Genomic DNA, 12,660 nt, shown 5'->3' on the forward strand with positions numbered 1-12,660 from the left:
CTTACACCAATTTATCTAAGAAACTTTCCCCAATCATGGCAGTTTCAACACCAAAGTTATCGGCAATAGTCGCTGAGATATCTGCAAAATGTCCGACTGGTAGCAAACCGTTCCCTTTAAAGGCAGGGCTGTAGGCCAATAATGGAATATATTCACGAGTGTGGTCTGTTCCTGCATACGTTGGGTCATTTCCATGATCCGCAGTAATCAAGAGAAGGTCGTTCTCTCTCATGGCTGCGATAATTTCAGGCAAGCGTTCATCAAACTCATGCAAACAATCACGGTAACCATGAGCATTGCGACGGTGACCGTAAAGGGCATCAAAGTCCACCAAGTTTGTGAAGGAGAATCCTTTTTCAAACTCAGCAAGGCCCATAGTCTTCAATAGTGTATCAATTCCATGGCTATTTGACTTATTGTGTCCCATATCATGGTTGATACCCGCACCGTTAAAGATATCATTGATTTTACCAACAGCGTAAGTATCGATACCAGCTTCATTCAATTTATCCAAAACAGTTGGTGCAAATGGGGATACGGCCAAGTCACGACGATTTGCCGTACGAGTGAAATTACCTGGTTCACCAACATATGGACGGGCAATGATACGACCTAGAAGGGCAGGGCGCTCAAGGGTAATCGAACGAGCGTATTCACAGATACGGTACAATTCATCCAAAGGAATAATATCTTCGTGGGCAGCAATTTGCAAAACAGGGTCAGCTGAAGTATAGATAATCAACTCTCCAGTTTCCATCTGACGAGATCCGAAATCATCGATAACAGCTGTTCCTGAGTAAGGTTTGTTGGCTTCACGAATGACCTTACGTCCTGAAAATTCTTCGATTTTTGTCAGGATTTCTTCTGGGAATCCGTTCCAAAAAGTATCGAAAGGCTCAGTAATATTGAGTCCCATGATTTCCCAGTGTCCAGTCATGGTATCCTTACCAAGAGATACTTCTTCCAATTTTGTTGCATAACCTGTTGGATTGCTTTCAGCTGGTACAGTCTTAAGAGGAGTTTCTCGAGGAATATTTCCCAGACCGATTTTAGCCATGTTTGGGACATTCAAACCAACTGCTTTTGAAATGTGTCCCAGTGTGTCAGAAGCTCCATCTGGAACCCCTGCATTGACAAAGTTATTAGCATCTGGTGCAGCACCGATTCCTACAGAATCTAATACCACCAAGTGAATACGATTAAATTTTGGCATAGTATGTCTCCTTATTACTTTGATTAGTTTACTTTTGTTGAAGTTAAAATCTGAACCCCGTCTCGTCCAGCAACGATGACCTTATCCACCATTTGATTGAATAAGCCGTGCTCCACGACGCCAACGACATGGTCCAATTCTTGGCCAAAGGCAATTGGATCCTCGATGACATCCAAGGCAAGGTCAATGATAAAGTTCTGCATATCGGTCACAAAACGCTGGCCATCTTTTTCACGGAAACTTGGTTTGTAGCCAGCGCGCTCAAACCGACGAAAGACCTGTTCTGCGCCATACTGAACCACTTCTACTGGCAATTTAAAAGCACCCAGTTTGTCGACCAGCTTGCTCTCATCCACCACCCAAATGTATTCTTTTGAAGGCGTTGCAACAACCTTCTCCATGAGAAGGGCACCACCACCACCTTTGATTCCATTAAACTGGCTATCCACTTCATCCGCCCCGTCGACTGTCACATCGACAAAGTCTACTTGGTCAATCGACTTGAGCGGGATATTAAGACCTTCGGCCTGTTTACTAGTAACACTAGAAGTCGTTACAGCTGTAATCTGCAACCCTTCTTCCTTGATACGACGACCGATTTCTTCGACAAAATAATAGGCAGTAGACCCCGTTCCAAGTCCGACTACCATGCCATCCTTGACAAACTCAGCAGCCTTGATACCTGCCATTTTCTTCAATTTTTCCACTCAAACACCTCCATTAAAGAGCTACTTTCATTATAACATGTATCCTTTTTTATTTCATGGATACACTAGAAAAACCCGAACATTTTTATTTCGGGTTTTGATATCCTATTTAACCATATCAGGATCGTAGTCATAAAATCCTGTATCAAGGAAACGGTTTTTAGGGTGTAACTTGCGCACTTCTTCATCCAGCAAGAAAGCCTGGTCATGGCTGAAGTTACCTTCTTGAATCAAACTACGAGCTTGAATAAAGAGTTTAGCAATCTCAACAAAGTTCTGACCTGGTGTATAGAGGCCTTCTAACTTCCAGTGGGTAAAACCATGTTCTACCAACTCTGTTAATTTAGTCATCAAGTCAAGGTCATTATTTGCAAAGATATGAGTCCCATGATTGTCCTCAAAGATAGAATAATGACTCTCTGGATCACTTGGCTCAGCTAAAAAGAGATCACGTTGACGTGTCTTTTCATCATCAATGTGAGTAAAGTTGTAATAGTTTTGTAAAAGGGGGCGCTTTGAATGGTGAATAACACTAGCACCATAAACTAAGACCTCAGCTGGGATTTCCAAAATCTCTGGCATTTTGAAGAGTTCAGCTGATGGAATTTCACGCGCCAAAACAGCCTCAGATGCGCCAGCCTTTTGTCCCCAGAAGTTAATCTGGCGACTGCTAGTTACCATGGTTGAAGCATCGTAGATGGTCTTAAAGGAATAACCATCGCGGTTGACTACGTAAAAGACACCAGCATCCCCAATCGTAATGTAGTCTGTCTTGATTTCTTCCAAAAAGTCTAAGAAAGGCTTGATACGGTCCATCATATCTTGGTGCATGAGGGCATTGACTGCAACAATCAATTCCTTACCTGCTTCATGAACCACCTTAGCAATTTCACGCAATTTGTCATGACTAAAGGTTGTTGGCAGACGAAGGCCAAAATCTTTCTCACCGACATAGATACGGTCTACGCCAGCTTCGAGCAGTTGTTTAACTTGTTCAATACTTTCAGCAGTTGCTGTAATGATAATCTTTTCCATAAGAAAAATTATACCACATTTCTCAAAAATCAGCTATGAATACTGGGAGTTTTACAAAAAGTTAGGCTTATTTTTAACTTTTGAAATTAAAAAGTGAACAGTATCAGCACCGTTCACTCTCTTTTTATGCATGTGTTTCTTCAACTAGGTGTCCATCGTTCATCACATAAACACGGTCCACCTTATCTAGAAGACGAGTATCGTGCGTAATCATGACAACTCCTCTACCTTGTTCGTGGGCAATGGCAGCCAACATTTCTGTTACTTGGTAAGCACGCTGGGTATCCAGACTGGCTGTTGGTTCATCTGCAAGAACGATACTCGGATTGTTATAAAGCGCTCTAGCAATTGCGGCCCGTTGACGTTCACCACCTGATAAAGCCTTGGGATAATGATTTTGTACCTTTTCCAAATCCAACAAGTCCAGTAACTCTTTTCGATCACTTTTACTATTTTTTCCCTTATCCAGTCTGTCAATCAAATCCAGCTGTTCTTTGACCGTTAGAAAAGGAATTAAGTTTGAAGCCTGAAGAATAAAGCCAAACTCTCTAAAACGGAGGTCTGTTTTCTCCTTCTCCGTCAAACTGCCTGTTTCCTTCCCCTTAACTAAAATCTTTCCACTCGATGCTTCCTGAAGTTGTCCTAGAGTCGTTAGAAAAGTCGTCTTTCCAGAACCTGAAGGCCCAACGATAGCCACGAACTCTCCCGTATTTAGCTGAAAATTCGTCTCATGCAGAGCTACGACTTTCATCTTTCCTTCCCCGTACGTTTTTGTCACTTGAGTCATTTCAATCAATGCTGTCATACTATTCTCCTTATCATTCTGCAATCGCAGTAATCGGGTCCACCTTTAGCAAGCGTGGAAGTGAAATGACACCACCTAGCATGGCCATCAAACAAATCACCAAGCTTAGGACAGAATAGGCTAACCAACTTGGGTAGAAAAAGAAGGTAGCTGGCAAGACTAAAATCACTCCTCCAATAGCAAGCAAGGCTAAAGCGATCCCCATACCAGCTAGGAAGAAGATTTGACAGAAAAGAGACCATACAATAGTTTTGATCTGTATTCCCTGAGCCCGCATTATTCCATAAAGTCCTAGTTTTTGTATGGTAATGATATAAACAAATATACCCACAATCAAGCCTGTAATGATAATCATAGCAAGAATCATCCCTGAAAATACATTAACTTGAGGTGTGTAACCAGGAATTTTCGAAATCATTTTTGGGATGGAAATCTGTTTCAATCCATCGCCAGCCAATTCTATATCATTTTTCAATACCAAGGCAGAGATCGATTTATTAGATTTTAAAGTTCCTTGTAAGGTCCAATAAGTTGTCAAACTCGTAAACACAACAGGCTCAGTAAAAAATTTATTTCCTTGAGTCAGCCCTACAATCTTGTAACTTACTTCGCTTCCATTGAGCTGAATGGCATCACCTAGCTTGATTCCATAATTCTCAAAGGACTGATCAACGACCACTTCGTCATCCCCTTCAGGATAACGGCCCTTCGTCAAACTAGGAGAGATAAATTCGTCCCATTCTTGAGCAAAGATGGAAACATTGACCTTTTCGCTATCATCGACTAGATTTGTCACAGCAAACATATAGCCCAGTGGAGCTGCCTCTTTAGAACTCTTATCCTTATAGTCCTTTTCAGGAATAAAAGATGCCGTCAAATTATCATTTGCGTAGTCAGATAAAACCACACCCGTCGCTTGCCAATTATCAATAGCGGCTCGATTGTTTCGCACAAGACCAAGAGCTAAGCTGGTCATAAAAAAGACCATGAAAGCGATAAGAAAAATGGTAGTTAAAATCAAACTATATCGAAGTTTGTTTTGTAATATTTCTTTGATAGCAAGATACATGCTTATCTCCTTTAACTTTTCAAGAGGTATCGATTAGACACCCCACTACTATAAAAATAGGAGACAGAAAATCTGTCTCTGTATTCAAAACAAATCTCACTAATCAAATTAAATAAAATCAAGAAAATAAGGAAAGAAATTTTCGTAAAAAAGAATCATTTGGTAGCTCTATTTCCTTGCTAATATAAGCAATTATGAATATTAATAAGTATTTGGTGTCCATCCATCCTATCATTTTCACATTATGGTGTCAAGAAAAGTGATTTTGAAAAGGGACTTTATTCTTATTGTAACCTTTCTGTAATAATTCTCTGCTGAAAAAATGATAAAATAGGTATGTACTGTTAAGGAGAGAATAATGCCCGTAAGAAAATTACAATCCTATGAGGTAGACTATCAAGAAGAATTAAGCCAGCAGGTTCCTCGCTATCAAGATTATATACCTGAAGCGCAATCTGATGCCAATCTCAAGGAAATCCTATTTTTTGTTAATATCGCTGTTTTTTGTATCTGTATTGCTATCTTTAGTTTTATCTTTTTAGCATTAAAATTATCGCCTGCTCTTGCATTTGCCGCAGCAATCGGATCCAGCTTACTTGTTTTAAAAGTTCAGCGCTTTATTATCAAACGAAAACGTAGAAGATAAATCCAAAATATCGCCCCGTCTGGAGCGATATTTTTATTTTTTCTTTTTAGATGGTGTATGGATGGCAATCTTCACTTCAAAGATTGTTCCCTTTGGTTTATTATCTTTAACAGTAATGGTTCCTTTTAGGGCATCTACAATTTGCTTGGCTAGGGATAATCCTAAACCAAAACCACCTTTTTGACGGGTTCTAGCCTTGTCCACTCGATAAAAACGATCAAAAATTTTCTTCTTATCTTCTGCTGAAATACCGACTCCATTGTCGGAAACTAGCAAATAAAGATTACGATCAGTCGCTGAAATCATAAAATCAATCTCACCATCCTCCTCAGTATATTTGATAGCATTATCAAATAGGATGGTCATCAGTTGTTTTAGTAAAAGTTGATCTGTGACAATCGTTCGATGGATGCGATTTTCAAAACGAAAGACACGGTCATTTTCAGAAGCAATCATCTCATAGTTTGTGAAAGTCGTATTGAAAAAACTGGTTGGAACTTCTGCAAGTTCCGGCTTAATTCCATCATCTCTCCGAGCTAAATTCAACAAGTTTGTCGTCAAAAACCGCATATTTCGGACTTCTTCCAAACTCGATGCAATGCTTTCACTCACATCCATAATGGTAGCTTCTGGCTTACGGAAAAGGGTCTCTAAGCGATTTTGCAAAACTGCGAGTGGAGTTCGTAACTCATGACTGGCATTTTCAACAAAGGACTGTTGCTTCTGCATACTCTCAAGCAGAGGACGAACACTGACTCTAGCTAGATAGAGACTGGCAAGCAAAGACAGAATCCAGAAACTTGCCATCACAATCACAATCAATTGCTCATGCTTTTGACTGGCTTGCTCCAACTGACTGGTATTAATCAAGACAGCTGCATACTTGATATTGGTTGAAACCGAACTGATATTCGTTTCCATCAAAATCATGCGATAGATTTCTTCTTGTCCATAGCTATTAAAAACCTGAATCTGATAAATATGGCCTAGCTCTTTTTTCTCTAACTTAATCTTATCCAATCCCAAAAATCGATTTCCAGAAAGGAGCTGGGTAAAATTCTTATCAAAAAGAATAACCTCCGTGTTGGAACTGACATTGGGTTTTATCTCAGTCTTGCTAGTATCTGTAGCGGCATTCTCTAAATCTTTAATCTCTTCTGTTGCCCTATTTACCGCAAGCTGAATAACCGCCTGAGGATTGTTACTCAGTCCATGAAGCGTATCATCCACCGAAGTATAGAGACTCGAATGCATGACCTGCAAAATAATCAAGGTCATGGTAGAGAAAATCAGGGTGAAGACACCAAAGTTGCGGATAAAGTAACTAAAGTCATCCGCATACCATGTTTTTTTTAGTTTACTGAACATCTTTTAAAATATACCCAACACTACGCAAGGTTTGCAAATTCTCTGCAAAAGTGGTTCCTTTTAATTTCTTACGGACTTTTGAAACATAGACTTCAACAACCGAAATCGTTGTATCACTATCAAATCCCCATAGACGATCAAAAATCTGAGTCTTGGGCAAAATAACATTTTGATTTTGGAGGAAATAAACTAGTAAATCAAACTCTTTCCCCAGCAATTCGACGGGAGTATCTTCGACTTTAACGGTATTGGTTGACAGATTAACCACAATATTTCCATAAGTCAAGGTATTTTCATTAAACTTACCTGAACGTTTGAGAAGGGCCTGAATCCGCATTTTGAGTTCTTCTAGGTAGAAAGGCTTGGTCAGGTAATCATCTGCTCCTAGTTCAAATCCATGTCCCTTATCATCCAAGCTTTCCTTGGCAGTCATGATCAGAACTGGAGTCGTAATCCCCTTTTCGCGCAATTCTTTCAAGACTTGGAAGCCATTTTTTTCAGGCAACATCAAATCGAGCAAAATCAAATCATAGACGCCACTTTCAGCTTCGTAGAGACCTTCTTCTCCATCAAATACCTGCATGACATCCGCAAAATCGTCTAAAAAGTCAAATACTGAATTTGACAGGCCTAGGTCATCCTCAACCAATAAGATTTTTATCATGAGAAACTCCTCCTTATTAAAACCATTATACCAAATTTGCCTTAAAAAAAACTCAACTCTCTGCATTTTACATGAGAAAGCTGAGTTTTCTTTTTATTCTAGGCTTATTTATGCGTTTCCGTATTGAAGAACGACTGCTTCCACTGCAGCTTTTTCACGGTTAATCAAGTCAACACGCGCTGCAATTTCCTTGATTCCCATACCGATGTTACGGCTAAGAGCAAGGTCAGAAAGTTGCGGTTCAAAGAATTCCTTGTACTCTGCCAAGCGTTGCTGAGTCTTAAATACGTGTGCAGGAAGGATAACAAAGCTATCAAAGCTCATATCTCCACCAAGAGCTGCCTTAATCCAAGCCCAGTTTTCACGCGCCCAAGACCAAGCTGTTTCCTGAGTTGCTTGGTGAGCTAGGAATTGGTAATACCAAGCAGACAAGTCCTGTGGTTTCACCACAAATTTGTCCTTCCAAGCAGCAATCAAGGTTTGGATATTGTCCGCATCTTTACTATAGGCAAGAGCTGCTGCCAACTGGCGTTTAAAGACAGCATCTGTTGCGTGAGTATAAGTGCCAAGATAAAGTGCTAACAAGTCTTTAGTCTCATGATGTTTCATCTCATTGATCAGAACTTGTGAGCGAATAGCTGCTGGAAGTCCTGCAAGATTCTCCTTGTGAGCCGCGAAGATTTGGCTAGCGACTTGACTAGCTTCTGCATCATTTGAGCGAATCATCATAGAAACAGCCAACTGACGAACCAACTCATCCTCATCTGATTCTCCGTTTTTAGCTTCAAAACCAAGACGGTCATAGTTGTGACGAGCCAATTTAGCAACCAAGGCTTTGAAGGCTCTTTCAGCTTCTGTTCCTTCATCGATAAAGCGCTCAAGGGCAGAAATGACTTCAGAAACAGCTGAAACGACAAGGTAAGATTCTTCCTTAGCAAGTTTATCAATAACTGGGAGCAAGTCAGCATAAGAAATGTGCCCTGACTCAGCAAGCAAACGACGTTCTTGGACGATTTGCAGTTTACTTGTGTTATCAAGCTCAACTAGGTCAGCAAGAACAGCATCTAACAAGTCTCCTTGATAGTCTGTAATGTAGTGAGCTGTATTTTCTGTGTTGAGGCGAAGTGCTGTTTTGTTTTCAGCAAGAAGAGCTGCGTAGCCAGGGATTTCGATACTTTCAGTTTCAAGTGTATCAGGTAAACCTTTCCAGTTGCTGTTTAGTGGCACAACCCAGAGACGGTTCTTATCCTCGTGCTCACCGATGAAGAATTGTTTTTGTGAAATCTTCAAGACATCATTTTCAACTTTGACAGTAAGAACTGGGTAACCAGGCTGTTCCAACCAAGAATCCATGAAGGCTGCGACATCACGTCCAGACGCTTGACCAAGAGCATCCCAAAGGTCACGACCAATTGTATTGCTGTATTGATGTTTTTCAAAGTAGGCATGCAAACCTTTAGCAAAATCGGCATCGCCGAGCCAACGGCGAAGCATATGCATGAGACGGCTTCCTTTGGCATAGACGATAGCTCCGTCAAAGAGTGTATTGATTTCATCTGGGTGTTTGACTTCGACGTGAACTGACTGAACTCCATCAGTCGCATCGCGTTCAAGAGCGTGAGGCACTCCACCTGTTTGGAAATCTTCAAAGATATTCCAGCTTGGCTCAATGGCATCCACACAGACATATTCCATCATGTTAGCAAAGCTTTCATTGAGCCAAAGGTCATCCCACCATTTCATAGTAACGAGGTTACCAAACCATTGGTGAGCCAATTCATGTGCCACAACAAGGGCAACTTGTTGACGACTAGCAAAGGTTGAGTTCTCATCCACAACCAAGTAAACTTCACGGTAGGTTACCAGACCCCAGTTTTCCATAGCACCTGCTGAGAAGTCAGGAAGGGCGATATGGAGAGATTGAGGGATTGGGTACTTGACTCCGTAGTAATCTTCATAAAACTCGATTGAGCGAACGGCAATATCTAGTGAGAAATCAAGGTTAGATAGTGGATGGGCTTTGGTTGAGTAGACACCTACGAGGGTACCGTTTTTAGTTTTAGCCGTTACCCCTTGCAAATCACCCGCAACAAAGGCTAACAAGTAAGAAGACATGCGAGGTGTTGTCTCAAACTTCCAGATGCCTGTTTCCTTGCGGTTTTCCACATCAATCTCAGGCATGTTAGACAAGGCCAATTCACCTTCTGCTTGGTCAAAACGTAGAGAGAGGTCAAAAGTTGCTTTAGCTTCTGGCTCATCCACACATGGGAAGGCTTCACGCGCAAAATGGCTCTCGAACTGAGTAGACAAGACTTCCTTCTTGACTCCATCAACTGTGTAGTATGAAGGGTAAACCCCTGTCATGTTATCTGTGATTTTTCCTGAAAAGGCAAGAACTAATTTAACTTGACCAGCCTCAGCCAATTCGATATGAAGGGCTTCATTTTCATGGTCAACTGTAAATGGACGAGCTTGACCTGCAACTTCTACAGAAGCGATTTCCAAATCTTTTTGATGAAGGGAAATACGGTCACTTTGTGCTTGACCCGTAATGATCACCTTCCCAGAAAAAGTCTTGGTCTCACGACTCAAGTCTAAAAATAAATCATAATGTTCAGGAACAAATTGCTTAATAAAATGTTCAACTGCTTGCATAATTTTCTCCTATTCTAAGTTTAAGAGCTAGAGCTCTTCTTCAAACAAACTTATTATATCATGTTTTTCTTAAGAAAAAAGGATTGGACGGCGATTTCCAAAACTTTCTTCCTTCCAATAGTCTACAGTGGGTAGACCTTGCGAAATTCTTCTAAAACAACCTTGCTTTCAGGTGTAAAAGTCAGTCCTGCTTCTCTCAGCCACTCGGCGAAACAATTCTCATGAACCTGACGCCAATAGGCTAGGGATTTGTCACCTTCTCCTTCCTTAAAGGCATGTTGAGCAGAAACTTGATTGAAGGGCTGGACAGAAACCTTTGTAATTTCGACAATACAGACAGCCTGATTTTGACTATCTAAAATGACATCAAAAGTTCCTTCTTGAGGAAGAGACTCGGCTTCTAGTGCATAAAGGTCGTAGGCTGATGCTGTTGCTGTCTTTTCGCCTCTTAAAACCAAATCTGCTAAAAAGTCTGGTTCCACTCCAAAAGCCCAAGCATCGATTTCATCTCCTATAGAGGGGTTGATTTTCTTATATGCATTCCACATTTCTTGCGGTGTCATGGGTGCTCCTTTGTAATTTCTTACTTTCTTCTTTTATATGTTTGAGATGGTCTGGATGGTCAATCTCTAAATTAAAAATCTCTGGAATAGAACTATAGTGGATAATGCACTTGATATCCATCTGATTCATTTTTTGTATGAAAGAAACATTCAGATAACCTGCCACAGCAAAGTCAATCTTTTTCATCCTTGCTTTATCCTGCATATCTCTTAGCATATCTAACATTATTGGACTTTCCATATCATGCCATTGACTGTTTCTCACAGTCGCAAAAACAAAAGAAGTCAAATCGTTCATTCCAACTACAATCTTTGAAATATCAGCTTCCAGCATGCTGTCCAAGTCAAAATATGCTGACGGTAATTCAATCATCGTGGCAATTTTCCCAGTAAAACCCTGCTGACGCAATACTGTAATAGCTTGCTTTAACTGCTCCGCATCATTGACAAAAGGAAAGATAACAGATAGATTGGGATTGTTTTGATAAACTTCTGTAACGACATTTGCCTCAGCCTGAAATTCATCCGGACACGCCAGCAAACGCCTAGTTCCTCTATATCCAAATAAGGGATGATTTTCATCAAAATACTCTTTAGTCCCCTTTAGACAATTAGCTTCTGTATTCGTTAATTCAGAAAAACGATACCAAACTTCCTTACCTGAGTACAAGGAACAAATAGTGTCTAGATAATCTTTTACAAATTGCTGACAACTTGGTAATAGGATGTTTTGATTAAGCTCTCTCAACAAGTATTCGCCTCTAATCATACCTATGTGGTGCAATAACTGAGGATAAATTTTTTCAACAATTTTTTCGCCACTCAGAGCTAGTTGGTTTCTCATCATTCACCTTCCAATTCATATACAAGGTCTTGTCCAGTTCTGGAAATCCTAATAATTCAGACTTAACCTTCAAGACTAATGGCGATGAATTTTCTTCTGTGATTTTTTGAATATCCATCCAAATCCTCCTACTTCAAAGACCAGCCACCATCAATCATCAGGATTTGTCCCTGCATGGCGCTTGCTTTTCCACTTGCTAAGAAAAGGCTAATCTCTGCTATTTCCTCTGGCTTAATCCAACGTTTGATTGGTGTTTCACTAGCCACCCAGTCAGCTAAGCCACCCGGTTCAAAGTCGGCAGCAGTCATAGCTGTCTTGACAGCACCTGGAGCGATACCAAATACCTGAATCCCAGCTTCAGCATAGTCTAGAGCCAACTGCTTGGTGAAGCCAGCCAAGGCATGCTTAGATGAAGTATAGGCGTGACCACCTCCACCTGCTAGACTAGAAGCAATAGAGCACATATTGATAATGATTCCTTTTTTATTCTCCAGCATTTGTGTCAAATAATGCCGAGTCAACTCTACTGGAGTAACGTAGTTGATTTCAAAAATCTCTTGAATTTCCTGCGCTGTCTGTTCCAATAGGGGTTTATAAGCATCCAACACTCCAGCAGTATTGCACAAAACATCCACCTGAGGACACCAGTCAAAAATAGGCTCTAAGTCCAAGGTCAAATCTCTCTGTAAAAAGTGGAAATCACCCTCTAATAGTGGATTTTCGCCTTGGTCCACTCCATAAACTTGATAGCCCTTATCTAAAAATAGTCTAGCCTGAGCTAGTCCGATTCCAGAACTCACTCCTGTAATGAGTACACGTTTAGTCATACACTTCTACCCAATCCTTCGCCAAAACATCACAAGGTGTCGGACTCCACATGGAAAAACCTTCTCCTTCTCCAGACACGTTGATTAGGAAATAAGGCGTCACTTCAAGTGCAACCCCGTTTTGTTCAATAGTATCAAAGAGTTGGACATAGTTTTCAGCACCTCCCCAACCAGTACGAACATATTTTTTCTTAGCCTTTAACCCAGGCAGAATTTCTTCAAATGTCATGTTTTTCTCCTTTAATATCAATAATTCTCCCCTTC

At 40.7% G+C, this 12,660-nt stretch carries 14 protein-coding genes; 1 reads left to right on the forward strand and 13 read right to left on the reverse strand.

Annotation, left to right across the window (positions count from 1 at the left end; translation table 11 throughout):
* Window position 1 precedes the first annotated feature (1 nt).
* From B7692_RS03070 to B7692_RS03090, 5 genes are all read right to left on the reverse strand, one after another.
* Window positions 2–1,213 (reverse strand): phosphopentomutase, encoded by a 1,212-nt coding sequence (locus B7692_RS03070; RefSeq protein ID WP_084929863.1) that lies wholly within the window; start codon window positions 1,211–1,213, stop codon window positions 2–4.
* A gap of 23 nt (window positions 1,214–1,236) precedes the next feature.
* Entirely contained in the window at window positions 1,237–1,920 is a 684-nt protein-coding gene (rpiA, locus tag B7692_RS03075) for a ribose-5-phosphate isomerase RpiA (protein WP_084929864.1), read from the reverse strand.
* A 105-nt stretch (window positions 1,921–2,025) separates the two neighbouring features.
* Complete coding sequence (locus tag B7692_RS03080; protein ID WP_084929865.1) at window positions 2,026–2,955, reverse strand: peptidase U32 family protein; 930 nt, start codon at window positions 2,953–2,955, stop codon at window positions 2,026–2,028.
* A gap of 124 nt (window positions 2,956–3,079) precedes the next feature.
* The gene (locus B7692_RS03085) at window positions 3,080–3,760 is read right to left on the reverse strand and encodes an ABC transporter ATP-binding protein (RefSeq protein ID WP_084929866.1); all 681 of its coding nucleotides are present in this window, start codon (window positions 3,758–3,760) and stop codon (window positions 3,080–3,082) included.
* Window positions 3,761–3,773: 13 nt separating this feature from the next.
* Window positions 3,774–4,829 carry an ABC transporter permease gene (locus tag B7692_RS03090; RefSeq protein ID WP_084929867.1) on the reverse strand — a complete coding sequence of 352 codons (1,056 nt, stop codon included), beginning with the start codon at window positions 4,827–4,829 and terminating at the stop codon, window positions 3,774–3,776.
* A gap of 358 nt (window positions 4,830–5,187) precedes the next feature.
* Between B7692_RS03090 and B7692_RS03095 the strand changes: the two genes are divergently transcribed.
* A complete protein-coding gene (locus tag B7692_RS03095) occupies window positions 5,188–5,475 on the forward strand; it encodes a DUF3270 domain-containing protein (protein ID WP_084888426.1) in 288 nt (95 codons plus the stop codon).
* Window positions 5,476–5,508: 33 nt separating this feature from the next.
* Here B7692_RS03095 and ciaH read toward each other — a convergent pair whose 3' ends face one another.
* The 8 genes from ciaH to B7692_RS03130 form a co-directional block, all read right to left on the reverse strand.
* Complete coding sequence (ciaH, locus tag B7692_RS03100) at window positions 5,509–6,843, reverse strand: two-component system sensor histidine kinase CiaH (protein ID WP_084929868.1); 1,335 nt, start codon at window positions 6,841–6,843, stop codon at window positions 5,509–5,511.
* Window positions 6,833–7,507, reverse strand: coding sequence for a two-component system response regulator CiaR (ciaR, locus tag B7692_RS03105; protein WP_000590639.1), 675 nt, complete (start codon window positions 7,505–7,507; stop codon window positions 6,833–6,835). Before ciaR ends, ciaH begins: the two co-directional genes overlap by 11 nt.
* A 108-nt stretch (window positions 7,508–7,615) precedes the next feature.
* On the reverse strand, window positions 7,616–10,162 hold the full coding sequence (locus tag B7692_RS03110) for a M1 family metallopeptidase (protein ID WP_084929869.1): 2,547 nt from the start codon (window positions 10,160–10,162) through the stop codon (window positions 7,616–7,618).
* A gap of 122 nt (window positions 10,163–10,284) precedes the next feature.
* Window positions 10,285–10,725, reverse strand: a complete 441-nt coding sequence (locus tag B7692_RS03115) for an ASCH domain-containing protein (protein ID WP_084929870.1) — start codon at window positions 10,723–10,725, stop codon at window positions 10,285–10,287.
* A complete protein-coding gene (locus B7692_RS03120) occupies window positions 10,694–11,569 on the reverse strand; it encodes a putative PEP-binding protein (protein ID WP_084929871.1) in 876 nt (291 codons plus the stop codon). The genes B7692_RS03115 and B7692_RS03120 overlap by 32 nt, the downstream gene beginning before the upstream one ends.
* The gene (locus B7692_RS11085; RefSeq protein WP_192855468.1) at window positions 11,529–11,687 is read right to left on the reverse strand and encodes a hypothetical protein; all 159 of its coding nucleotides are present in this window, start codon (window positions 11,685–11,687) and stop codon (window positions 11,529–11,531) included. The genes B7692_RS03120 and B7692_RS11085 overlap by 41 nt, the downstream gene beginning before the upstream one ends.
* A 10-nt stretch (window positions 11,688–11,697) precedes the next feature.
* Complete coding sequence (locus tag B7692_RS03125) at window positions 11,698–12,396, reverse strand: 3-oxoacyl-ACP reductase (RefSeq protein WP_084929872.1); 699 nt, start codon at window positions 12,394–12,396, stop codon at window positions 11,698–11,700.
* Window positions 12,389–12,625 (reverse strand): DUF2829 domain-containing protein, encoded by a 237-nt coding sequence (locus tag B7692_RS03130; protein WP_084929873.1) that lies wholly within the window; start codon window positions 12,623–12,625, stop codon window positions 12,389–12,391. Before B7692_RS03130 ends, B7692_RS03125 begins: the two co-directional genes overlap by 8 nt.
* Window positions 12,626–12,660: the final 35 nt, after the last annotated feature.

It is taken from the genome of Streptococcus mitis (assembly GCF_002096925.1).
Lineage (GTDB): Bacteria > Bacillota > Bacilli > Lactobacillales > Streptococcaceae > Streptococcus > Streptococcus mitis_AF.

What these genes read in the sequence shown, in the direction of transcription:
- B7692_RS03070 (WP_084929863.1), bottom strand. Translation starts at nt 1,213, where the DNA reads ATGCCAAAATTTAATCGTATTCACTTGGTGGTATTAGATTCTGTAGGA.
- B7692_RS03080 (WP_084929865.1), bottom strand. Translation starts at nt 2,955, where the DNA reads ATGGAAAAGATTATCATTACAGCAACTGCTGAAAGTATTGAACAAGTT.
- B7692_RS03085 (WP_084929866.1), bottom strand. Translation starts at nt 3,760, where the DNA reads ATGACAGCATTGATTGAAATGACTCAAGTGACAAAAACGTACGGGGAA.
- B7692_RS03090 (WP_084929867.1), bottom strand. Translation starts at nt 4,829, where the DNA reads ATGTATCTTGCTATCAAAGAAATATTACAAAACAAACTTCGATATAGT.
- B7692_RS03095 (WP_084888426.1), top strand. Translation starts at nt 5,188, where the DNA reads ATGCCCGTAAGAAAATTACAATCCTATGAGGTAGACTATCAAGAAGAA.
- ciaH (WP_084929868.1), bottom strand. Translation starts at nt 6,843, where the DNA reads ATGTTCAGTAAACTAAAAAAAACATGGTATGCGGATGACTTTAGTTAC.
- ciaR (WP_000590639.1), bottom strand. Translation starts at nt 7,507, where the DNA reads ATGATAAAAATCTTATTGGTTGAGGATGACCTAGGCCTGTCAAATTCA.
- B7692_RS03110 (WP_084929869.1), bottom strand. Translation starts at nt 10,162, where the DNA reads ATGCAAGCAGTTGAACATTTTATTAAGCAATTTGTTCCTGAACATTAT.
- B7692_RS03115 (WP_084929870.1), bottom strand. Translation starts at nt 10,725, where the DNA reads ATGACACCGCAAGAAATGTGGAATGCATATAAGAAAATCAACCCCTCT.
- B7692_RS03120 (WP_084929871.1), bottom strand. Translation starts at nt 11,569, where the DNA reads ATGAGAAACCAACTAGCTCTGAGTGGCGAAAAAATTGTTGAAAAAATT.
- B7692_RS11085 (WP_192855468.1), bottom strand. Translation starts at nt 11,687, where the DNA reads ATGGATATTCAAAAAATCACAGAAGAAAATTCATCGCCATTAGTCTTG.
- B7692_RS03125 (WP_084929872.1), bottom strand. Translation starts at nt 12,396, where the DNA reads ATGACTAAACGTGTACTCATTACAGGAGTGAGTTCTGGAATCGGACTA.
- B7692_RS03130 (WP_084929873.1), bottom strand. Translation starts at nt 12,625, where the DNA reads ATGACATTTGAAGAAATTCTGCCTGGGTTAAAGGCTAAGAAAAAATAT.